Genomic DNA, 20,494 nt, shown 5'->3' on the forward strand with positions numbered 1-20,494 from the left:
GCGCAATGGCAGCCGGGTCTGTCATTGCGCATTTCCCATTACGTGTCGCACCATGAGCATCGAGTTCCTCATCAACTTCACCCCGCAGGAAACGCGGGTCGCCATCGTCGAACAGGGCGTCGTGCAGGAACTGCACGTCGAGCGCACCGCCAGCCGCGGCATCGTCGGCAACATCTATCTCGGCAAGGTGGTGCGGGTGCTGCCCGGCATGCAGTCGGCCTTCATCGAGATCGGCCTGGAACGCACCGCCTTCCTGCACGTCGCCGACATCTGGAGCGACCGCCAGAACGGCGAAGCCGCCAAGCCGATCGAGCGCATCCTCGCCGAAGGCCAGAGCCTGCTGGTGCAGGTGCTGAAGGATCCGATCGGCACCAAGGGCGCGCGCCTGTCCACCCAGGTCAGCATCGCCGGCCGGCTGCTGGTATACCTGCCCCAGGAAAAGCACATCGGCATTTCCCAGCGCATCGAAAACGAGGCCGAGCGCGAGGCCCTGCGCGAGCGCCTGACCCGTTTGGTACCGGCCGACGAGCCCGGCGGCTTCATCGTCCGCACCATGGCCGAATCCGCCTCGGACGAGGAGCTCGCCGCCGACATCGCCTACCTGCGCAAGCTCTGGAGCGAGATCCGCAACAGCAGCACCGGCGCTTTCCCGCCCAAGCTGCTGCATGAAGACCTCGGGCTCGGCCAGCGCGTGCTGCGCGACCTGGTCAATGAAGAGACCACCCGCATCCGCGTGGACTCGCGCGAGAACTTCCAGAAGCTCGAAGCCTTCGCCGCCGAATACAGCCCCAAGGTGCTGCCGCTGCTCGAGCACTACACTGGCGAGCGGCCGCTGTTCGACCTCTTCAACGTCGAAGAGGAAATCCAGAAGGCGCTGGCGCGCAGGGTGGATCTCAAGTCCGGCGGCTACCTCATCATCGACCAGACCGAGGCGATGACCACGGTGGATGTGAACACCGGCGGCTTCGTCGGTGCGCGCAATTTCGACGACACCATCTTCAAGACCAACCTCGAGGCCACCCAGGCCATCGCCCGCCAGCTGCGCCTGCGTAACCTCGGCGGCATCATCATCATCGACTTCATCGACATGGAGAACATCGAGCACCGCGAGATGGTGCTCGACGAATTCCGCAAGGCGCTGGCACGCGACCACACCAAGATGAGCATCAACGGCTTCACCGCGCTCGGCCTGGTGGAGATGACGCGCAAACGCACCCGCGAGTCGCTCGCCCACCTGTTGTGCGAGCCCTGCCCCACCTGCGGCGGCCGCGGCGAGGTCAAGACCGCGCGCACGGTAGCCTACGAAATCCTGCGCGAACTGCTGCGCGAGGCGCGCCAGTTCAATGCGCGCGAATTCCGCGTGCTCGCCGCCCCCAACGTCATCGATCTCTTCCTCGACGAGGAAAGCCAGTCGCTGGCGATGCTGTCGGACTTCATCGACAAGAAGATCTCGCTGCATCCGGAAGCCAGCTACACGCAGGAACAGTTCGACATCGTGCTGCTGTAGCGCCCCCGCATTTCCCGACACGAGGACAGGCATGCGACTGCAAGGCAGGATCACCGAGTGGAACGATGACCGCGGCTTCGGTTTCGTCGTGACTCACGGCAGCGCCGAGCGCCACTTCTTTCACATCTCCGATCTGCGCGGCTCGGCCGACCGGCCCGCGGTCGGCCGCATCGTCAGCTACGAACTGGCCCCGCCGGCCGACGGCAAACGCCGTGCGGTCGCGCTGCGTTACGCCGACGTGCCACAGGATCGCAGGCCGGCCGCACGGCGCGCCGGCCAAGGCCGTCCGCTGGGCTGGACGCCCGACGCGCTGCTCGCCGGCGCCCACCTCGGCCTGCCCTCGTGGCTGGTGGCCGACGGCAGGCTGCCAATACCGCTGCTGGGTGTCATCGCCTTCATGAGCTGCATCGCCTTCGTCATGTATTACGCCGACAAGCGCCGCGCCGAGCGCGACGAATGGCGCGTGCCGGAAGCCAAGCTTCAGCTCGCCGGCCTCCTGGGCGGCTGGCTGGGAGCACTCGCTGCGCAAAGGCTGTTCCGCCACAAATCGTCCAAGGCGGCCTTCGTCCACCTGTTCCGCCTTGCGGGCCTCGCAGCCCTGCTGGCCTTGGGGGGCGCCGCCTATCCGGACGCCGTCGCTACCGCCATCGGATTCGCCCATGCCCGCTGAGCCCCGGCCCGATAGCGGCCGCTCGCGCGCCGCCGTCCTGTTCGCCGCCACCCGCCCCGCCTTCCTGTCCGTCACGCTGGTGGGCTGCCTGATCGGCCTTGCCGGCGCCTGGGGCAGCGGCCTGCGGCTGGATGCGACGACCGCAGCAGCCACCGTGCTGTTCGCCCTGGTCGCCCATGCCGGCGTCAATGTCATCAACGACTTCCACGATGCACTGAGCGGCGCCGACGCGGCCAACACCGCCCGCCTTTTCCCCTTCACCGGCGGCAGCCGCTTCATCCAGAACGGCGTCCTGAGCACGCGCGAAACCGGTCGCTTCGGCTACGCGCTGCTGGCCGCCGTCATTCCGGCGGGCCTGTGGCTGACCTGGCAGGCCGGCCCCGGTCTGATCGCGATCGGACTGGGCGGACTCTTCGTCGGCTGGGCCTACTCGGCTCCGCCGCTCGCGCTGATGAGCCGTGGCCTGGGCGAACTGGCGATCGCCGCCGGCTGGCTGCTGGTGGTCGTCGGCACCGACTATGTGCAGCGCGGCGCCTTCAGCTTCCTGCCGGTGGCGTCCGGACTGTCCTATGCGCTGCTGGTGGCCAACCTGCTCTTCATCAACCAGTTCCCGGACCACGACGGCGATGCCGCCGCCGGCAAGCGCACGCTGGTGGTGCGCCTCGGGCCGGCGGTCGCAAAGTGGGGGTATCTGCTGATTGCCATCCTGGCTTACGGCTGGCTGGTGGCAATGGTGGCAACCGACAGGTTGCCGCAAAAGGCGGGGGCGGCGGCGCTGACGCTGGTGCTCTCGTTCGCCGCAGCCCGCGAACTGATCGCCCACGCCGGCGAACCGGCCGAACTCGCGCCGGCAATCAAGCGCACCATCCTGGCCGCCAACCTGCACGGCCTGGCGCTGGCGGCAGCGCTCGCTTTCGGCCGCTGGCCGGGCGCCTACTGAGCGCCGCGGCCGGCCGGGGCGGGCATCAGTTGCTGCCGCCGCCGCAGGAATAGGGGTTGCTGTCGCGACCGCACTGGTCGAAATTGCCGAGCGGGCGGTAGAAGGTGTATTCGAGCGGATCGACCACCCAGTCGCGGCCGGTTTCGCCGACGGTGCCGCTCGGGATGGTGAAGGGCAAAGCCAGCACGAAACCCACCGTGCCGAGCACCGAGCCGACGAAGCTGAACGGCCGCACGATGAACAGATCGACCGCCTTGTCTCCGCCACGGTCGCCGGTGAGCGAATCGTTGGTCTGCGCCATGACCGGCGCCGCCGGCAGGAGCAGGCTCGCCGCCAGGACGACGGCAAGACTGCGGTTGCGCAAAGGCTGCTTCGAACGCTGGCTCTTCATCTTCTTCTCCCGAGTGATTATCGAGTCGGCCGGGCGCACGATATTGCGCGCACATGCCCTTCGACTATAGACCGGCACCGCGCCGACAGGGCGCCATGTATCCGGACGACTACAAATCAGACAAGCAGGATACAAGACGATGACAGACAATTCACCGTCTTTTGCTCATCCGGCCCCATGTCCCACCGCATCCTCATCGTCGACGACGACCCCCAGATCCGCAGCCTGCTGGCCGACTACCTCGGCGGCTACGGTTTCACCTGCCAGGAGGCGGGCGATGCGGCCTCGATGCGCAGCGCCCTCGCGGCCCAGCCCGTCGACCTGGTCATCCTCGACCTGATGCTGCCCGGCGAGGATGGCCTCAGCCTGTGCCGCAACCTGCGCGCCGGCTCGGACCTGCCCATCGTGATGCTGACGGCGCGGGGCGAGATCGCCGACCGCATCGTCGGCCTGGAGCTCGGTGCCGACGACTACATCGTCAAGCCCTTCGATCCGCGCGAGCTGGTGGCCCGCATCCACACCATCCTGCGCCGCACCGCCGCAGCCCGCCAGCCGGCCGCCGCACCCGAACAGGCCGGCGAGATCGCCTTTGCCGGCTGGCGGCTGAATCCGCTCACACGCCTGCTGACCTCGCCCGGCGCGCTCGCGATCCCGCTGTCGAACGCCGAATTCCGCCTGCTGTGGGTCTTCATCGAACGGCCGCGCTGCGTGCTCAACCGCGACCAGCTGCTGGACGCCGCACGCGGCCGTGCCGCCGAAGCCTTCGACCGCAGCATAGACCTGCTGGTCTCGCGGCTGCGCCAGAAGCTTCAGGACGACCCGCGCCTGCCCAGGCTGCTCAAGACCGTACGCGGCGAGGGCTACCTCTTCGATGCCGAGGTCAGCCGTTGAAGCCGGATTGCGCTCGGTGCGAACCGCCACTGCACCAATGAAGCGCTTCCTGCCCGATACCCTGTTCGGCCGGTTGTTCGGTCTGGTCGTCCTGGCCGTGCTGGCCAGCCATCTTGTATCCACGCTGCTGTTCCTGTTCGTAGCCTCACCCGGTCCCGACGGCGCGCGCTTCGCTCCGCCGCCAGCGGTCGCCGCGCCGGGCGCGGTGGCGCCGATGCCGCCGCCACCGCGGCCCGATCCGCGCCGCCGGCCACCGCCGCTCGGTCTGTGGCTCGGTCTCGCCAGCCAGATCGCCGCACTCACCGTGGCGGCCTGGTATGGGGCGCGCGTGCTGGCACGCCCCATCCAGCAACTGGCCGGCGCCGCCGAACGCCTTGGCGACAACCTCAGCAGCCCGCCCATCGAGGAACAGGGACCGCGCGAAGCGCGCCGCGCAGCCCGTGTCTTCAACCGCATGCAGGACCGCATCCGGGCCCAGCTGGAAGAGCGCGAACGCTTTCTGGCAGCGGTGTCGCACGACCTGCGCACCCCGCTCACGCGTATGAAGCTGCGCGTCGAGACGCTTGCCACCGGCGGCGAAGCCGACACGCACCAACGCGACACCCACCAGCGCCTGCGCGACGACATCGGCGAAATGGCGGCGATGCTGGATGCCACCCTCAACTACCTGCGCGGCGAAGCCCACAGCGAACCGTGGCAGCGGCTGGACATTCAGGCGCTGGCCGATTCGGTTGCGGAGGATGCGCGCGACGGCGGCGGCGAAGTCACGGTGGAGGGCAGCGCCAAGCCCATCGAAGGCCTGCCGCACGCACTGCGCCGCTGCCTCGACAACCTGGTGGACAACGCCTTCCGCTACGGCCAGCGCGCCACCATCGCGCTGATCGACAGCCCCGCCAGCCTGACGATCGAGGTCCGCGACGCCGGGCCGGGCATCCCCGAAAACCGCATCGCCCAGGTGATGGAGCCTTTCGTGCGGCTGGACGCCTCGCGCAACCGCGACTCCGGCGGCGTCGGCCTCGGGCTGTCGATCGCACGTGATGCGGCACGCCGCAACGGTGGCGAGCTCACGCTGCGCAATGCGCCCAGCGGCGGCCTGATCGCCCGCCTCAGCCTACCGCGGCCGGCGGCCTGAGCATCCGGCAACGGCCTCATGTATCCGCGGCGATACCAAGCCGACAAACTGCAGCCAAACCAGCGGCCTAGATTGACGGCATTTTCCCGACCGCTGTGCGCGGGAAAGCGTCCGCATCGACCAGGAGAGCCGTCATGACCAGTGCCATCAGCAGTTCGACCAGCAGCTATACGTCGTGGGCCACCACGACGACCACCGCCCGCCGCCCGGACTCCTCCAGGCTGTCGGAAGATCTATTCTCCGCGCTCGACACCAGCAGCAAGGGCTACCTCGAACAGGCCGACTTCGAGAGCGCCTTCAGCAGTCTGTCGATCGACGATAGCGATGCAGCCAGCGCGGAAGAAGTGTTCAAGGCGCTGGACGCGGACTCCGACGGCAAGCTCACCCAGGACGAGATGTCGTCCAGCCTGCAGAAGCTGGCCGACGAGCTCGACAGCCAGTTCCACCAGATGCGGATGGAGCAGGGTGGCATGGGTGCGATGGGCGGCATGCCGCCTCCGCCGCCGCCCGCAGGCGAGGACGAGGGCTACACTGCGGACGAACTGAGCAGCATGGCGAGCGAGATCGGCTCGACCGACAGCAAGATGTCCGGCCTGATGAGCAGCATCGCCGAGAACTTCGACGAGGCCGATGCCAACGGCGACGGCCGCGTCACGGCCAGCGAAGCGCGCGCCTACGACGAATCGCAGAACACCAGCGCCACCAGCGCCACCGACGGCAGCTCGTCCAGCGCCAGCAGCGACAGCCTGGTGCTCAAGCGCATCATGGAACTGGCTGCGTCCTACGGTGACAGCAGCTTCTCCAGCACCGCCAGCAGCCTGCTCTCCGTCACTGCCTGACGCGCAGGTCCGGACGGACGCCGCTGCGCGCTTCAGCCGGCTGCCCGCTCCGCACCGGCATCGACCGCGACCTCGTCCAGCAGCCAGTTGCGAAAGGCCGCCACTGCCGGCGAATCGGCCAGCGCCGGCGGCATCACCAGGTAGTAGCCCACCGCCGCGACGATGCCCTGTTCGAAGGGCGTCGCCAGGCGGCCATCGGCAAGTTCCGCCGTCACCATGGGTTTGGGCACCAGCGCCACGCCCAGGCCGTCGATCGCCGCCGCGATCGCCAGCGCCGGATCGGCGAAGTGCAGTCCGGGGATCGCGGCGCCGTTTTCCACTGCGGCGGCCTCCAGCCAGTCGGCCCAGGTCGCGCGCAGATGTCCTTCCTCGACGGTATCGTCATGAATCAGGTGGTGGTAGCGCAGATCGGAGGGCTGGCGCAGCGGCAGCTTGGCCCGCAGCAGGCGCGGACTGCACACCGGGGTATAGACCGGACGGAACAGCAGCTCGCTGCGAAAGCCAGGGTAGCGGCCGGGTCCGAAGCGTATCCACAGCTGCGGGCGGCCGCCGCGCATGTCCTCGATCCCGCCCTCGCGTGCCGCGGCGCCGTCGATTGCCCGCAGCGCACTGGCGAGGTGGAGTTCGATTCCCGGCCATGCGGCGTAGAAGCGATGCAGCCGCGGAACCAGCCAGCGCGACGCGAATGACGGCGGCGCCACCACTTCCAGCCGGCCACCATCCGCTGCCGATCCTGCCCTCACCCGCTCAACTGCCGCCGCGAAACAGTCCAGCCCCTCCGTCACCTTGGGCAGCATCGCTTCGCCCGCCGAAGTCAGCGCCAGCGCGCGCGGCAGACGACGGAACAAGGCCACCCCCAGCGCTTCTTCCAGACCGCGGATCTGGTGACTGACTGCAGTCGGCGTCACCGCAAGTTCCTCCGCCGCCCGCTTGAAACTGAGATGGCGGGCCGCTGCCTCGAAGGCACGCAGGGCCGTCAGCGGGGGCAGGCGATAAACCATATGGATGAGTTTTTCTCTTCTATCGGATGACGAAAGATCGTTTGTTGCACCGCAACACCGTCACTATAGTGCAAAGCGTCCACACGACGGACCGATTACTCAGGAGCACCAAAAATGCGGAACGACAACCTCGACCTCGGCGCCATCATCAGCGACGCTTATCGACAGCGCAATCAGCTCGTCGGCGACATGATCGCCGCCGGTCTGCAGCGCACGGTGGCCCGCATCCGCGCCATCTTCAAGAAGCCTGCAGCCTCGCGGCCCAGCCCCGAAGCGGCGCAGCGCTTCTGCTGGTAATGCGCGCAGCAGCTTTAGACGATCACGCCCAACCCCCGGCAGTGCGATTCGCCCATCGCTGAAAGCATCGGCGCGCGTTCTCTCCTCCCTTCCCGCGCGCCGTCGATACGAGGCGAACAGACAGGCCCGCCCCGAGCGGGCCTTGTCACATCCGGCGGCCGCTGAATACGCTCATTCGACCGCCTCGGCAACGAAACGGCCGAGCAGGCGGCCGCTCTCGTCACCGAGTTCTAGCACGGCGCCTGCCAGGCGCCAGTTGCGCACGCCATCGAGCGCGGCGAGCATCTGCTGTTCGATTTCCATCCCCTGCGCGCAGGCCATGCGGGTGGAGATGGCAGATTCGATGCGCAGGCCCGCATCCTTGCGCTCGTAGCGCGCCACCAGGCGATTGCAGCCGGTCGCGCCTATCACCCGGCCGCGTGCGTCGAACACCAGATGCGGCTGGTTCGGGGTTTCGGTCAGCGCCACCGGCGTGTCGCCGAGGCGAGCGAGCCGCCAGCGAGTGGCGACGAAGGGCGCGTTGACCTCCACCACGGGGCAGGCGTTTTCGCTGCCGAACCCGTCGAAGGACTCCACCACCAGACTGGGCCGGGGCCCGTCGTCGCCGCTGTGCTGCAGCTCGACCCGGCCGCGCAACTGGATCATCAAACCCTCGCCTGGTGTCCGGCGGGCCGCGACATAAGCCTTTTCGAGCGCACCGTAGGCTTCGGCCATCGCCACCGGCAGGCGACGGCCCGAGCGACATTCGGTGAAGCTGGCGGCATCCGCCATGTACTGGAACACACCGGCCGATGCCACGCGCGGCAACAGCGGCGCGAGCGCATCGTCGCGACGCAGCCGGTAATCGAGCGAAGAGGCGATCGGCTGGCCTTCGAGGTCGAGCTTTTCCAGGGTGGCGTCGTCGGTCACCGCGAAGTAGCGTGGCAGGTCGCTGCCGGCGCGCAGCACCAGGGTGCGCCCGTCGCTGCTCATCGCCCAGCGGCCGCTGTCGTCGAAGGGCGCCGCGCTGCGGCCGCGGTAGCTTTCGCGCAGGCTGAAACTGCCATCGGCATCGAGGTCGAGGCGGGTCTCGATACCGGCGCAGTCGGCGCAGGGCAGCACGCCGGCGTAACGGCCGGGGCTCGGCCCAGCCGCCTGCAGCGGCGCCGCCGCGAACATGCAAGCCAATACCAGCCGACGCCCCCAGGCGAGAAAACCGGAATCTGCTTTCATCTCGGTGGTGCCCGGCCACCCGCAGCCACTGAGCGCCCCCTCGGGGGGGTGAGGCAGGGGTTTCGCGGCGTACCGCGCCGTGCCTGCCGAGCGGGCCGGCTGTGCAAAGCCGGCCCTACTCGAACGAGGTGAGCATGGGGGTCGTTTCATCTCAGTGGCGCCCGGCCGCCCGAAGGCACTGAGCGCCCCCTCGGGGGGCAGCGAACGAAGTGAGCGTGGGGGTCGTTCCATTTCAGGCCTCCGTTGCGCAGGTGACGGCCAGCCCGGCGTGCTCTGCTCAGCCGTCGTTGATGACCTGGAAGGTCAGGGTCGGTGCGGTGAAATCCTCGTGGGTGGCGCCAAGGCCGATTTCGCCCTGCCCGTGCAGCATGCAACTGTCGCGCTTGAGCATGACCGGCGCCGGCGAGCCGGCGAAACGCACCCAGGTGCCGTTGCTGCTGAAATCGGTGAGCACGCACTGGCCGCTGGTCCATTCGATGCGCGCATGACGGCGCGACACGCGCGGGTCGTTGATGATGAAGCGGGCGCCTTCACCGCGCCCGATGACGAGCGGGCCGTCGGTCGGGACGAGTTCCAGATGTTGATCGAGGCGGTCGAGGTCGAGGCGCTGGACGCTGCGCGCCCGGCTCTGCGCTTCGAGCATGGCGATGGGGACGGTCAGCGTGCTCTCCGCCGTGCGCGTCCAGTCGATGCGCCATACCCGCAGCGGTTCGGTCTTGCCCTTGATCATGATGCGGTCGAGGCTGCTGCAGGCCAGCCGCAACGCATCCGGCAAGCGCACGAAGACCGCCTCGGCGATCAGGATCTCGTTGGTCTGGGCACGATCGGCCAGGCGTGCGGCGACATTGACCGCGTCGCCGTAGCAGTCGCCGTCGTGCTCGACGATGGCACCGCAGTCGAGGCCGATCTTGACTCCGAGCGGCGTCATGCGCTGACCGACGCTGAGGTCATGGAGGATGTCCTGGGCGCGGGAACAGGCCTCAACCGCCGCCAGCGGATCCTCGAACAGCGCCAGCACGCCGTCGCCGAGGAACTTGACCACGCGTCCGCCCGCCCGCGCGAGATGCGAACCCAAAGCCTGCGTGCAACGGGTGACGACGTGGGTGGCCACGACATTGCCGGCGGATTCGAACAATCCGGTGCTGCCCGTCAGATCGGCAAAGACAACGGTCCTGACCGATTGATCCACACGAGTCCTCGTTCGGGAAGGGTTGAAAAGGTCGCAACCGTGGGCGAGCAAAGGCCCTGGCCATCGGTCGGGTAAGCGATGCTAACACTCCATTCCGCTGCCGTCATCGTCAAACCCGCGCCGCGCCTTGCATGCGTGCCCGCCGCGGCTAGTCCGGCCCACCCAGCGCACGGTAGCGATGACAGCCGGCGACATGGTCGTTCACCATGCCGACGGCCTGCATGAAGGCGTAACAGATGGTCGAACCGACGAACTTGAAGCCGCGCGCCTTCAGCGCCTTGCTCATCGCGTCCGATTCAGGCGTGGAAGCCGGCACCTCGGCCAGACTCTGCCGCCCCGGCTGCAGCGGCCGACCGTCGACGAAACCCCACAGCCAGTCCGCCGGGTCGATGCCCGCATCCCGCATCGCCAGCCAGGCGCGCGCGTTGATGACTGCCGCGTCGACCTTGGCACGGTTGCGGATGATGCCGGCGTCGGCGAGCAGCGCAGCCTTCTTCGCTTCATCGTAAGCGGCGATCACCAGCGGATCGAAACCGTCGAACACTTCGCGATAACGCGCCCGCTTCTTCAGCACCGTGATCCACGACAGCCCCGCCTGCGCGCCTTCGAGCAACAGGAATTCGAACAGCGAGCGCGCATCGCGCACCGGCACGCCCCATTCTTCGTCGTGATACGCCTCGTAGAGCCGGTCGTCGCCGACCCAGCCACACCGTTCAACCATGTCGCGCCTCCGGATATGCGGGCGTCAAGCGTACTCCGGCCGCTGCGCCAGCGCCAAACGCAGATGCTCGACCATCATCCGCACCTTGGGCGACAGGTAGCGCTGTTGCGGAAACAGCGCCCACACCGCGGTGTGCGGCGGCTGGAATTCGGTAAGCAGCGCCCGCAGGCGGCCAGTCCTGAAATGTTCGAGAACGTAGTAGTCGGGCAGCTGCGCCAGGCCGAAGCCGCGCAGTGCGGCGTCGAGCACCGCCTGGCCACTGTTGCAGCGCCAGTTGCCCTGTACCCGCAGGAAATGTTCGCGGCCCTCGTCCTGGAAGGCCCAGGTATCCGAACTCCCCACCAGACAGTCATGGCCGGCGAGGTCGGCCAGGGCGGCCGGCGCACCATGGCGCTCGAGATAGGCCGGCGCCGCGCACAGATACATCACCCGCGGCGCGATCCGCGTCGCCACCAGGCTGGAGTCGGCCAAGCGGCCGAGGCGGATCGCGAGGTCGTAGCCCTCGCGCACGATGTCCAGCGTCTGGTTGTCGAGTTCGATCTCGACCCGCAGCTCCGGGTAGCGCTCGATGAAGTCGTTCACCAGCGGCACGATGAAACGCTCGCCATAGGTCACCGCGCAGGTCATGCGCAACAGGCCCTTGGGCATGCCGCCGAGGTCCTGCACCGCATGCAGCGCCTCGTCGAGGCCGTCCTGGAGGCGGCTGCAGTGCTGCAGGAAGAGCTGGCCGGTCTCCGTCAGGCTCACGCGCCGCGTGCTACGGTAGAAAAGGCGCGCCTGCAGCCGCTCCTCCAGACGTGCGATCTGGCGGCTGACGTGCGAGGTCGACACCCCAAGCCGCTCGGCCGCGGCGCCGAAGCTGCCGCAGTCGGCCACTGCGACGAAGGCTTCGACGCCATCCCAGCGGCCCGCGCCGACTGAATTGTTGCTCATTGGCAATAATGTTTTGTCAAAGCGCGCATTATCCCCGTGCAGCCGTTTTTCTAGAATACGCGGCTAGCCACGTATCTCACCGAGGATCCCGACATGATCAAATCCCGCGCCGCCGTCGCCTGGGGCCCCAACCAGCCGCTCGAAATCACCGAAGTGGACGTCGCCCCGCCCAAGGCCGGCGAGGTGCTGGTGCGCATCGTCGCGACCGGCGTCTGTCACACCGACGCCTTTACCCTGTCGGGCGCCGATCCGGAAGGCATCTTCCCCTCCATCCTCGGCCATGAAGGCGGCGGCATCGTCGAGGCGGTGGGCGAAGGCGTGACCTCGGTCGCGGTCGGCGACCACGTCATCCCGCTGTACACCCCGGAATGCGGCAAATGCAAGTTCTGCCTGTCGGGCAAGACCAACCTCTGCCAGGCCATCCGCGCGACCCAGGGCAAGGGCCTGATGCCGGACGGCACCAGCCGCTTCTCCAAGGACGGCAAGCCCATCTTCCACTACATGGGCACCTCCACCTTCTCGGAATACACCGTGCTGCCGGAGATCAGCGTGGCGAAGATCCAGAAGGACGCCCCGCTCGACAAGGTCTGCCTGCTCGGCTGCGGCGTCACCACCGGCATCGGCGCGGTGCTCAACACCGCCAAGGTCGAACCCGGCGCCACCGTGGCGGTGTTCGGGCTGGGCGGCATCGGCCTGTCGGCCATCATCGGCGCGGTCATGGCCAAGGCCTCGCGCATCGTCGCGATCGACGTCAATCCGGCCAAGTTCGAGATCGCCAGGCAGCTCGGAGCCACCGACTTCATCAACCCGAAGGACTACGACCGGCCGATCCAGGAGGTCATCGTCGATCTCACCGACGGCGGCGTGGATTACTCCTTCGAATGCATCGGCAACACCAACGTGATGCGCTCGGCGCTGGAGTGCTGCCACAAGGGCTGGGGCGAATCCATCATCATCGGCGTCGCCGGCGCCGGCCAGGAGATCTCCACCCGCCCCTTCCAGCTCGTCACCGGCCGGGTGTGGCGCGGCTCCGCCTTCGGCGGCGTGCGCGGCCGTACCGAGCTGCCAGGCTATGTCGCCAAGGCGCAGAGCGGCGAGATCCCGCTCGACACCTTCATCACCCACCGCATGGGGCTGGAGGACATCAACCACGCCTTCGACCTGATGCACGAAGGCAAGAGCATCCGTTCGGTCATCATCTACTGACCCCGCCATGGCGCCATCCACTTCTCTGGAACAGATCGCCGCCAACCGCAGCTTCGGCGGCTGGCACAAGCGCTTCCGCCACCGCTCGGCCATCCTCGGCTGCGACATGGTGTTCGCCATCTATCTGCCGCCGCAGGCCGAGGACCGCCCGGTGCCGGTGCTGTACTGGCTGTCGGGCCTGACCTGCACCGACGAGAACTTCATGCAGAAGGCGGGCGCCCAGCGCGCCGCCGCCGAACTCGGCATCGCCATCGTTACGCCCGACACCAGTCCGCGCGGCGCCGAGGTGCCGGGCGATCCGGACGGCGCCTGGGACTTCGGCCACGGCGCCGGCTTCTACGTGAATGCCGTCCAGGCGCCGTGGGACCGCCACTACCGCATGTACGACTACGTGGTGAGCGAACTGCCGGCGCTGGTCGAGGCCAGCTTTCCGGTCACCGCGAAGCGCGCGATCAGCGGCCATTCGATGGGCGGTCACGGCGCGCTGATCTGCGCGCTGAAGAACCCGGGGCGCTACGCCTCGGTGTCCGCCTTCGCGCCCATCGTCCATCCCTCGGACTGCCCCTGGGGTGAGAAGGCCTTCACCCGCTACCTCGGCGACGACCGCGAAAGCTGGAAGGAATGGGACGCCTGCGAGCTGATCGCCGCCGCCCCCGCCGCCGCCGAGCGCCTGCCGCTGCTGGTCGATCAGGGCGATGCCGACAGCTTCCTCGCCACCCAACTGCGCCCGGAACAGCTGCGCACCGCCTGCACGCTCGCCGGCCAGCCGCTGACGCTGCGCCTGCAGCCGGGCTACGACCACAGTTACTACTTCATCGCCAGCTTCATCGACGACCACCTGCGCCACCACGCCGCCGCGCTCGGGGTCTGAACGCGCCGGCGTTCGGCCTATTGCCCGGCCCGCCGGGCAATGAAACTCACCGGCGGGCTCGGGTAGGTGCTGCCGCGGATGTCCAGCGTCATGTTCATCGTGGCGCCCTCGCCGCGCGCGTCCGCTGGTGCCATCAGGCCGCGGTAGTGGTGCTGGAGTTCGTGCGGCGGATCGCTGCCCACCACCTCCATGCTGCGGGTTTCGAAATCGATGCGCTGCCCCGTCACCCGGCCGGCGACGATGGTGCGCGCCACGCCGAGGAAACTCGCCTGGCCGATGACCTCGCCCGCCTGCACCGTGAGTTCGAAACGCTCGTCGTGGCTGTCGCCCCAGCCGTAGGTCACCCTCGCCTGCCATTTGCCGGCAAAGGCGGCATCGTCCTGCACCGGCGCGCGCGCCTGCCAGCGCCACCACAACAGCCCGCCGCTCGCCAGCAGCACGCCGGCAAGCGCAAGCGCCACCAGCCGCCGTACCCGCGCGTTCTCGGCACCGCCCACCGCCAGCAGCGGAGCCAGCGCTGCGCGCAGGCGGGCGAAGTCGTCGGCCCATGTGGTGTCGCGCAGGGCGATGGCCTGGCGCTGTGCGAGCGCCCGTATGCTCGGCGGCAGATCCGTCGCCGCCGGCATCGCCGCAGCACCCACCAGCACTGGCAGCAGCGGTTTGTCGGCGGCCAGCGCCAGTTCGATCTCACGCCGCACGAAGTCGTCCGCCTCGTCCAGCCGCCGCCTGCCCTTGCCGGCTGCCTGCAACCAGCCAGGGCCGATCACCACCAGCACCGCCACCACGTCCGTCAGGCCGGCTTCGATGACGCGGGCGAATTCGGCCCCCGGGGCAATATCGTCCACGTCGTGGAACACGCTGTCGGCGCCGAACGCGCGCTCCAGCGCATCGGCCAGCCGGCCGGCATGGCCGGCGCTGTCTTCGCGACGGTAGGAAACGAACAGCCGGGCCATGCGTCCATGCTCCGCATTGTCGCGGCGCCCGAGGCACCGCCTGCATGGCATTCAAGCATCTGCCGGGATGCCCCGCCAGCCCGCCGCCGCCCTGCGGCCCCGCAACACGCACGCGGCACTGGCCGGCGACGGTGCGCTGGCGTAGCATCCCTGCCCTTCCGCACACCGCCCCGCCCGCATGAGCACTCAACCAGCCCGCGCCTGCGGCATCGACTTCGGCACCTCCAACTCCACCGTCGGCTGGCTGCGCCCCGGCCAGAACACCTTGCTGACGCTGGAAGACGGCAAGCCGACGCTGCCCTCGGCGGTGTTCTTCAATGCCGACGAAGACAGCACCTGCTACGGCCGGGCCGCGCTGGCCGAATACCTCGAAGGCTACGAAGGGCGGCTGATGCGCGCACTGAAGAGCCTGCTCGGCAGCAGCCTGATCGACGGCCACACCGAGGTGCACGGCCGCGCGCTCGCCTTCCGCGAATTGCTCGCCCAGTTCATCGGCGAACTGAAGAAGCGCGCCGAAGCCCAGGCCGGCCGCAGCTTCGACCACGCCGTATTCGGCCGTCCGGTGCATTTCGTCGATGAGGACGAAACCGCCGACCGCCGCGCCCAGGACACGCTGGAAGACATCGCCCGCCGCATCGGCTTCAAGGAAGTGAGCTTCCAGTTCGAGCCGATCGGCGCGGCGCTGCACTACGAACTCGGGCTGGACAGGGAAGAACTGGTGCTGATCGCCGACATCGGCGGCGGCACCGCCGACTTCTCGCTGGTGCGCCTGTCGCCCGAACGCGCCCGCAGCGCCGACCGCCGCGAAGACCTGCTGGGCAATGCCGGCGTACACATCGGCGGCACCGACTTCGACCGCGCGCTCAGCCTGGAATGCGTGATGCCGCTGCTGGGCTACCGCGGAAAGATGAAGAACGGCGCCGACATCCCGTCCAGCCTGTTCTTCCAGCTCGCCACCTGGCACACCATCAACAGCGCCTACTCCCGCCAGGCCTGGAGCGATCTGCAGAACATCTACCGTGACGCCACCGCCCGCACCGAGCTGGACCGCCTGTCGCGCCTGGTGAACAACCGCGAAGGCCACTGGCTGGCGCTGCAGGTGGAGCAGGCCAAGATCGACCTCTCCACCGCGCCTGTGGCGGCGCTGACGCTCGATCGCCTGGAAGCCGGCCTTACCCACGACATCGCCGCCGAGGACTTCACCCTGGCCACCCGCAATCTGGTCGAGCGCGTCGCTGCGACGGTGGACGGCCTGCTGCGCCAAGCGGGCGTGGCGCGCGAACAGGTGGACAGCATCTACTTCACCGGCGGCGCCAGCGGCGTGCCGCAGCTGCGTGCCCGCATCGCCGCCGAGCTGCCGCTGGCACGTGCGGTGGAAGGCGATCTCTACGGCAGCATCGGCGCCGGCCTCGCGGTGGAAGCGTCGCGGCGCTACGGCTGAGGGCCGCGGCCGCTCAGTCGGCCCTCAGGTGCCAATCTCGAAGCCCAGCGCCAGCGGCGCGCAGACCCGCCCCCGGCCGGTCTCCTTGGCACGGTAGAGCCAGCCGTCGGCTTCGCGGATGAGCGCTTCCAGGTCCGCCTGATGGTCGCGCCCGGCGATGCCCATGCTGGCCGACAGCGGCACCCGCTGGCCGGCTTCATGGACAACCAGGGACTCGATACGCCGACGCAGGCGTTCGGCCAGATGCATCGCCTGTTCGACACCGGTTTCCGGCAGCAGGATGATGAATTCCTCGCCGCCCCAGCGCGCGCAGAGGTCGCCCCCACGGCAGACCCCGGCCAGGGTCGCACCGACCTCGACCAGCACGCGATCGCCGACGGCGTGGCCGTGGCTGTCGTTGATGCGCTTGAAGTGGTCGAGATCGACCAGCATCACCGCCAGCGGACGGGCACTGCGCACCGCGGTGCTCCAGGTCGGCGCCGCCTGCTCCATGAAGGCGCGCCGGTTGAGCAGGCCGGTGAGCGGATCGATCCGCGCCAGCGCCTCGGCCTGCGCCCGCGCAAGCCTGAGCTGGCGCATCCGGTAGGCGAGCGCCAGCGCCAGCAGCGTGCCTTCCAGGGCCACGCCCAGCTCCGCCACATGAAAGGCCACACTGGAAAAGGGTAGCCCGCGCCACACCGCCATCGCGGTGATCATCGCCCCCGCCATCGCCGCCAGCGCCGCGGCCAGGAAGTAGCGCGCCGCCACCTGGCCCCGCGCCACGCTCCAGACGCCCAGCCCCACCATGGTGACGGACACCACCAGCACCCCACCGAAGGCGACCAGCGCCGCAGCAGCCTGGGAGCCCGCCAGCACCGCCAGCGCGATCAGGCCCAGACCGCAGCGCACCATCCACCTCGCCATGCGGTGCAAGCCTGGGGCACGCCGCTTCAACTCGAGGAAACGGCTCGCAAAACGCAGGCCGGCACAGCAGAAAAGCACCATCAGCACCAGGATCACGTAGCGCTGCAGCCCCGGGAAATCCGGCCACAGCCAGGCATAGCCGTGGCCGGAGTACGCCAGATTGGTGAGGACGAAGGCGCCGAGGTAGATCGCATAGTCGAGGTGGCTGCGCTCGCGCAGGCCGACGTAGAGCATCGCGTTGTAGGCGATGAGCGCGAGAAAATAGCCGTACAGCAGGCCGTAGCGATGGTCGCTGCCGCGCAGCGCAGCCACGCTCTCGGCCGGCGCGAGCAGTTCCACCGGCAACACCAGCGGATCGTCGGTCTCGGCACGCAGCAGGAGTTCGGTGACGCCGGGCGCGAAGTCGTGCTCGAACACGAAACCGATACCGGCCACCGGATGCAGGCGGTCCACCTCGGCATCGCCCGCGCGCCAGCTCGCCACCGGCTGCCCGTCGCGCAGGACATGGACGTCCAGCCGGTCTATCCACGGCACGCCGACCACAAGCGTGCGCGGCTGTGGCGAGGCATCGCGGTTGTCCACCTGCAGATGCAGCCATACCGGCCGCGCACCTATCCCGAATTTCGGCACCGCCGCCTCGCCGGGCCGAAACCGCCCCTGGCGCTGCAGCGCCAGCGCGGCCTCGACCGGGAGCGGGCTTCCGTCCTCGACGAACAGCTGGGCAGCGCGCCCCAGCGGCCCCGGGGAGGACTGATCCAGCGTCAGCGCAGCTGCCGCACCGCCGTAGGCCAGGAGTAATAACAGGCCGCATAGCGCCAGCAACGCCGGACCGCAGCGCGACGCCAGAAGCTGCCCGAGGGGCGGCCGGAAAGCCGGACGACTCAGCATGCGGCGCCGACGCAGGGCACGCGCCCGCAGCTGCCAGCAGGGCAGCGGGTAAGCGGCGGCTGCCGCAGGCTCGGCACATCCTTGGCGGAACTGTCCATCGTCGGCCGCTCGGTCGTCTGGGGGCCGGCTGGATACGCATCCGGCCGGCGGGGCGCACCATATTACTCCCGACAGATATCCAGGCCACCCGAAATCCGTCCGCCATGGCAACGCACTCCACGGCCGCGCCGTTGCGGCCCGCCTAAGGCGCGGCGAGTTCCGGCACCACCTCGAACAGATCGCCCACCAGGCCGTAATCCGCTACCTGGAAGATGGGCGCCTCCGGGTCCTTGTTGATCGCCACGATCACCTTGGATTCCTTCATGCCGGCAAGGTGCTGGATCGCGCCCGAGATGCCGATCGCGATGTAGAGCTGCGGTGCGACGATCTTGCCGGTCTGGCCGACCTGGTAGTCGTTGGGGACGTAGCCCGCATCGACCGCGGCGCGGGAAGCGCCGAGCGCGGCGCCGAGCTTGTCGGCGAGCGGTTCGAGCAGCCTGGTGTAGTTCTCGCCGCTGCCCAGGCCGCGGCCGCCGGAGACGATGATCTTCGCGGCGCCGAGTTCGGGCCGCGCGCTCTTGGTGATCTCGCGGCCGACCAGGCTCGACCGGCCCGCATCGGCGGCGGTGGCGACCGCTTCGATCGCGGCCGCGCCGCCTTCCGCCGCTGCGGCTTCGAAGGCGGTGGTGCGCACGGTGATGACCTTGACCGCATCGGCGCTCTTGACCGTCGCCAGCGCGTTGCCGGCGTAGATCGGGCGCACGAAGGTATCGGCGGCTTCCACCCCGACGATGTCGCTGATCTGGGCGACGTCGAGCAGCGCGGCCACGCGCGGCAGCGTGTTCTTGCCCGCCGAGGTGGCCGGGGCCAGCACGTGGCTGTAGTCGGCGGCAAGGTTCTTGAGCAGCGCGCTGACGTTCTCGGCAAGCTGGGCGTCCAGCTGCGGGGCATCGGCCACCAGCACCTTGGCGACGCCGGCGAGCTTGGCTGCGGCTTCGGCCGCGGCGGCGCAGTTGCTGCCAGCGACCAGCACGTGGATCTCGGTTGCCAACATTCCGCCAATCTTGGCGGCAGCCGTCACCGTGTTGAGCGTGGCGGCCTTGATCGTTTGGTTGTCGTGTTCGGCAAGGACAAGAATCATTGCATCCTCCGCCGGGCCGTCCCAAGGAGGATGCACACCCCCTTGGGGGGGTGAAGCAGGGCATTCGCGGCGCCTCGCGCCGTGCCTGCGTAACGGGCCGGCTGTGCAAAGCCGGCACTGCATTCAGCGGCGCAAGCCGCAAGCGTGGGGGTTGTCATCTCAGAGCACCTTCGCTTCGTTCTTCAGTTTGTCGACCAGCTGGGCCACATCGGCGACCCGCACCCCGGCGCTGCGCTTGGGAGGCTCGGTCACTTTGAGCGTGGTCAGCCGCGGCGCGACATCGACGCCCAGATCGGCCGGCTTCACCGTGTCGAGCGGCTTCTTCTTCGCCTTCATGATGTTGGGCAGCGTCGCGTAGCGCGGCTCGTTCAGGCGCAGGTCGGTGGTGACCACCGCCGGCAGGCTGATCGCCACCGTCTCGAGGCCGCCGTCGATTTCGCGGGTGACCGTGGCCTTGCCATCGGCGAGGGTGAGCTTGGAGGCGAAGGTCGCCTGCGGCCAGCCCTTCAACGCAGCCAGCATCTGGCCGGTCTGGTTGGCGTCGTCGTCGATCGCCTGCTTGCCGCAGATCACCAGCGTCGGCGCTTCCTTGTCGCACAAGGCCTTCAAGAGTTTGGCGACGGCCAGCGGCTGCAGTTCGACGTCGGTTTCCACCAGGATGCCGCGGTCCGCGCCGATCGCCATCGCCGCGCGCAGCGTCTCCTGGCAGGCGCCAACGCCGCAGCTCACCGCCACCACCTCGGTGGCCACGCCCGCTTCCTTCAGACGCACCGCTTCTTCAACCGCGATCTCGTCGAACGGGTTCATGCTCATCTTCACATTGGCCAGATCGACACCGCTGCCGTCCGCCTTCACGCGGACCTTCACGTTGTAGTCGACCACGCGCTTCACAGGCACCAGGATCTTCATGGGCCGAAACACCTCTTCATCTGGATTAGGGGTAATAGCGGGCCGCGACGGGGCACTCGGCGCCGCCGTCGGGCTCCTTCGAGAATTCGGCTGACCAGCTCAGCCGGTGACTGCACCCGCTGCACTGCGCTCGTCGCCGAGCGCGCGCAGGTAGGTCCAGGGATAGATGCCGCGCTCGTGACCGTCGGCGAACACCAGGTTGAGCCCCTTGTCCGCCACCATGCGGATCCCGGCCAGCGCCGCCGCTTCCGGCTCCGGCCCGCCGCTGCGCGCCTGCTGGGTGCAGGCGGCGCAACGGCAGCGCTGGCGCAGCCAGCCGTGCGGCAGGGCGCTGGTGACGCCGTCCTCCCATGCGATGAAGAGGACGCCGGACAGGCGGTGGTCGGTGATGCCCGCCGGCATGCAGGCTTGCGCGTCCAT

The 20,494-nt window shown here is 68.7% G+C and carries 21 protein-coding genes; 10 read left to right on the plus strand and 11 right to left on the minus strand.

The genetic code is table 11. From position 1 onward, the window contains the following. Nucleotides 1–52: 52 nt before the first annotated feature. From rng to CJ010_RS21940, 3 genes are read left to right on the plus strand one after another with little or no spacing between them, the layout of a single operon-like run. On the plus strand, nucleotides 53–1,507 hold the full coding sequence (gene rng / locus CJ010_RS21930; RefSeq protein ID WP_141020019.1) for a ribonuclease G: 1,455 nt from the start codon (nucleotides 53–55) through the stop codon (nucleotides 1,505–1,507). Between the two features lie 31 nt (nucleotides 1,508–1,538). After that, on the plus strand, nucleotides 1,539–2,177 hold the full coding sequence (locus CJ010_RS21935; protein ID WP_141020020.1) for a cold shock and DUF1294 domain-containing protein: 639 nt from the start codon (nucleotides 1,539–1,541) through the stop codon (nucleotides 2,175–2,177). After that, nucleotides 2,167–3,117, plus strand: a complete 951-nt coding sequence (locus tag CJ010_RS21940) for a prenyltransferase (RefSeq protein WP_141020021.1) — start codon at nucleotides 2,167–2,169, stop codon at nucleotides 3,115–3,117. The genes CJ010_RS21935 and CJ010_RS21940 overlap by 11 nt, the downstream gene beginning before the upstream one ends. Nucleotides 3,118–3,142: 25 nt before the next feature. Here CJ010_RS21940 and CJ010_RS21945 read toward each other — a convergent pair whose 3' ends face one another. After that, a complete protein-coding gene (locus tag CJ010_RS21945) occupies nucleotides 3,143–3,508 on the minus strand; it encodes a hypothetical protein (protein WP_141020022.1) in 366 nt (121 codons plus the stop codon). A 177-nt stretch (nucleotides 3,509–3,685) separates the two neighbouring features. Here CJ010_RS21945 and CJ010_RS21950 point away from each other — a divergent pair, with 177 nt between their 5' ends. The 3 genes from CJ010_RS21950 (at nucleotide 3,686) to CJ010_RS21960 (ending at nucleotide 6,370) form a co-directional block, all read left to right on the plus strand. Further along, on the plus strand, nucleotides 3,686–4,399 hold the full coding sequence (locus CJ010_RS21950) for a response regulator (protein WP_141020023.1): 714 nt from the start codon (nucleotides 3,686–3,688) through the stop codon (nucleotides 4,397–4,399). Between the two features lie 16 nt (nucleotides 4,400–4,415). Beyond that, the gene (locus tag CJ010_RS21955) at nucleotides 4,416–5,531 is read left to right on the plus strand and encodes an ATP-binding protein (RefSeq protein WP_240794438.1); all 1,116 of its coding nucleotides are present in this window, start codon (nucleotides 4,416–4,418) and stop codon (nucleotides 5,529–5,531) included. 134 nt (nucleotides 5,532–5,665) lie between these two features. Beyond that, entirely contained in the window at nucleotides 5,666–6,370 is a 705-nt protein-coding gene (locus tag CJ010_RS21960) for an EF-hand domain-containing protein (RefSeq protein WP_141020024.1), read from the plus strand. A 32-nt stretch (nucleotides 6,371–6,402) separates the two neighbouring features. On the opposite strand, the gene gcvA is transcribed toward CJ010_RS21960, so the two are convergent. Further along, a complete protein-coding gene (gene gcvA / locus CJ010_RS21965) occupies nucleotides 6,403–7,371 on the minus strand; it encodes a transcriptional regulator GcvA (protein ID WP_141020025.1) in 969 nt (322 codons plus the stop codon). 114 nt (nucleotides 7,372–7,485) lie between these two features. Here gcvA and CJ010_RS21970 point away from each other — a divergent pair, with 114 nt between their 5' ends. Beyond that, nucleotides 7,486–7,668 carry a hypothetical protein gene (locus CJ010_RS21970; RefSeq protein WP_141020026.1) on the plus strand — a complete coding sequence of 61 codons (183 nt, stop codon included), beginning with the start codon at nucleotides 7,486–7,488 and terminating at the stop codon, nucleotides 7,666–7,668. A gap of 171 nt (nucleotides 7,669–7,839) precedes the next feature. Here CJ010_RS21970 and CJ010_RS21975 read toward each other — a convergent pair whose 3' ends face one another. From CJ010_RS21975 to CJ010_RS21990, 4 genes are all read right to left on the minus strand, one after another. Next, a complete protein-coding gene (locus tag CJ010_RS21975; protein WP_168225002.1) occupies nucleotides 7,840–8,880 on the minus strand; it encodes an META domain-containing protein in 1,041 nt (346 codons plus the stop codon). A 277-nt stretch (nucleotides 8,881–9,157) separates the two neighbouring features. Continuing rightward, nucleotides 9,158–10,069, minus strand: coding sequence for an adenylate/guanylate cyclase domain-containing protein (locus CJ010_RS21980; protein WP_141020028.1), 912 nt, complete (start codon nucleotides 10,067–10,069; stop codon nucleotides 9,158–9,160). A gap of 148 nt (nucleotides 10,070–10,217) precedes the next feature. Further along, nucleotides 10,218–10,790, minus strand: a complete 573-nt coding sequence (locus CJ010_RS21985; RefSeq protein ID WP_141020029.1) for a DNA-3-methyladenine glycosylase I — start codon at nucleotides 10,788–10,790, stop codon at nucleotides 10,218–10,220. Nucleotides 10,791–10,814: 24 nt separating this feature from the next. Then, a complete protein-coding gene (locus CJ010_RS21990; protein WP_141020030.1) occupies nucleotides 10,815–11,723 on the minus strand; it encodes a LysR substrate-binding domain-containing protein in 909 nt (302 codons plus the stop codon). 93 nt (nucleotides 11,724–11,816) lie between these two features. Here CJ010_RS21990 and CJ010_RS21995 point away from each other — a divergent pair, with 93 nt between their 5' ends. Next, nucleotides 11,817–12,929 (plus strand): S-(hydroxymethyl)glutathione dehydrogenase/class III alcohol dehydrogenase, encoded by a 1,113-nt coding sequence (locus CJ010_RS21995; protein ID WP_141020031.1) that lies wholly within the window; start codon nucleotides 11,817–11,819, stop codon nucleotides 12,927–12,929. A 7-nt stretch (nucleotides 12,930–12,936) separates the two neighbouring features. Continuing rightward, nucleotides 12,937–13,800 carry an S-formylglutathione hydrolase gene (fghA, locus tag CJ010_RS22000; RefSeq protein WP_141020032.1) on the plus strand — a complete coding sequence of 288 codons (864 nt, stop codon included), beginning with the start codon at nucleotides 12,937–12,939 and terminating at the stop codon, nucleotides 13,798–13,800. Between the two features lie 17 nt (nucleotides 13,801–13,817). On the opposite strand, the gene CJ010_RS22005 is transcribed toward fghA, so the two are convergent. Further along, nucleotides 13,818–14,753 (minus strand): toll/interleukin-1 receptor domain-containing protein, encoded by a 936-nt coding sequence (locus CJ010_RS22005; RefSeq protein ID WP_141020033.1) that lies wholly within the window; start codon nucleotides 14,751–14,753, stop codon nucleotides 13,818–13,820. A 178-nt stretch (nucleotides 14,754–14,931) separates the two neighbouring features. Here CJ010_RS22005 and CJ010_RS22010 point away from each other — a divergent pair, with 178 nt between their 5' ends. Continuing rightward, on the plus strand, nucleotides 14,932–16,194 hold the full coding sequence (locus tag CJ010_RS22010; RefSeq protein ID WP_141020034.1) for an Hsp70 family protein: 1,263 nt from the start codon (nucleotides 14,932–14,934) through the stop codon (nucleotides 16,192–16,194). A 24-nt stretch (nucleotides 16,195–16,218) separates the two neighbouring features. Here CJ010_RS22010 and CJ010_RS22015 read toward each other — a convergent pair whose 3' ends face one another. The 4 genes from CJ010_RS22015 to CJ010_RS22030 all read right to left on the minus strand — a co-directional run bounded on the left by CJ010_RS22015 (nucleotide 16,219) and on the right by CJ010_RS22030 (nucleotide 20,494). Further along, on the minus strand, nucleotides 16,219–17,985 hold the full coding sequence (locus CJ010_RS22015) for a diguanylate cyclase (RefSeq protein ID WP_141020035.1): 1,767 nt from the start codon (nucleotides 17,983–17,985) through the stop codon (nucleotides 16,219–16,221). A gap of 241 nt (nucleotides 17,986–18,226) precedes the next feature. Next, nucleotides 18,227–19,165, minus strand: coding sequence for an electron transfer flavoprotein subunit alpha/FixB family protein (locus CJ010_RS22020; protein ID WP_141020036.1), 939 nt, complete (start codon nucleotides 19,163–19,165; stop codon nucleotides 18,227–18,229). Nucleotides 19,166–19,324: 159 nt separating this feature from the next. After that, nucleotides 19,325–20,074, minus strand: coding sequence for an electron transfer flavoprotein subunit beta/FixA family protein (locus CJ010_RS22025; RefSeq protein WP_141020037.1), 750 nt, complete (start codon nucleotides 20,072–20,074; stop codon nucleotides 19,325–19,327). 99 nt (nucleotides 20,075–20,173) lie between these two features. Continuing rightward, nucleotides 20,174–20,494 carry a DUF971 domain-containing protein gene (locus CJ010_RS22030; protein ID WP_205754841.1) on the minus strand — a complete coding sequence of 107 codons (321 nt, stop codon included), beginning with the start codon at nucleotides 20,492–20,494 and terminating at the stop codon, nucleotides 20,174–20,176.

The sequence above is a fragment of the Azoarcus sp. DD4 genome, from assembly GCF_006496635.1.
GTDB lineage: Bacteria > Pseudomonadota > Gammaproteobacteria > Burkholderiales > Rhodocyclaceae > Azoarcus.

Coding starts and splice junctions, on each gene's coding strand:
- rng (WP_141020019.1), top strand. CDS start 53: ATGAGCATCGAGTTCCTCATCAACTTCACCCCGCAGGAAACGCGGGTC.
- CJ010_RS21935 (WP_141020020.1), top strand. CDS start 1,539: ATGCGACTGCAAGGCAGGATCACCGAGTGGAACGATGACCGCGGCTTC.
- CJ010_RS21940 (WP_141020021.1), top strand. CDS start 2,167: ATGCCCGCTGAGCCCCGGCCCGATAGCGGCCGCTCGCGCGCCGCCGTC.
- CJ010_RS21945 (WP_141020022.1), bottom strand. CDS start 3,508: ATGAAGAGCCAGCGTTCGAAGCAGCCTTTGCGCAACCGCAGTCTTGCC.
- CJ010_RS21950 (WP_141020023.1), top strand. CDS start 3,686: ATGTCCCACCGCATCCTCATCGTCGACGACGACCCCCAGATCCGCAGC.
- CJ010_RS21960 (WP_141020024.1), top strand. CDS start 5,666: ATGACCAGTGCCATCAGCAGTTCGACCAGCAGCTATACGTCGTGGGCC.
- gcvA (WP_141020025.1), bottom strand. CDS start 7,371: ATGGTTTATCGCCTGCCCCCGCTGACGGCCCTGCGTGCCTTCGAGGCA.
- CJ010_RS21970 (WP_141020026.1), top strand. CDS start 7,486: ATGCGGAACGACAACCTCGACCTCGGCGCCATCATCAGCGACGCTTAT.
- CJ010_RS21975 (WP_168225002.1), bottom strand. CDS start 8,880: ATGAAAGCAGATTCCGGTTTTCTCGCCTGGGGGCGTCGGCTGGTATTG.
- CJ010_RS21985 (WP_141020029.1), bottom strand. CDS start 10,790: ATGGTTGAACGGTGTGGCTGGGTCGGCGACGACCGGCTCTACGAGGCG.
- CJ010_RS21990 (WP_141020030.1), bottom strand. CDS start 11,723: ATGAGCAACAATTCAGTCGGCGCGGGCCGCTGGGATGGCGTCGAAGCC.
- CJ010_RS21995 (WP_141020031.1), top strand. CDS start 11,817: ATGATCAAATCCCGCGCCGCCGTCGCCTGGGGCCCCAACCAGCCGCTC.
- fghA (WP_141020032.1), top strand. CDS start 12,937: ATGGCGCCATCCACTTCTCTGGAACAGATCGCCGCCAACCGCAGCTTC.
- CJ010_RS22005 (WP_141020033.1), bottom strand. CDS start 14,753: ATGGCCCGGCTGTTCGTTTCCTACCGTCGCGAAGACAGCGCCGGCCAT.
- CJ010_RS22010 (WP_141020034.1), top strand. CDS start 14,932: ATGAGCACTCAACCAGCCCGCGCCTGCGGCATCGACTTCGGCACCTCC.
- CJ010_RS22015 (WP_141020035.1), bottom strand. CDS start 17,985: ATGCTGAGTCGTCCGGCTTTCCGGCCGCCCCTCGGGCAGCTTCTGGCG.
- CJ010_RS22020 (WP_141020036.1), bottom strand. CDS start 19,165: ATGATTCTTGTCCTTGCCGAACACGACAACCAAACGATCAAGGCCGCC.
- CJ010_RS22025 (WP_141020037.1), bottom strand. CDS start 20,074: ATGAAGATCCTGGTGCCTGTGAAGCGCGTGGTCGACTACAACGTGAAG.
- CJ010_RS22030 (WP_205754841.1), bottom strand. CDS start 20,494: ATGGACGCGCAAGCCTGCATGCCGGCGGGCATCACCGACCACCGCCTG.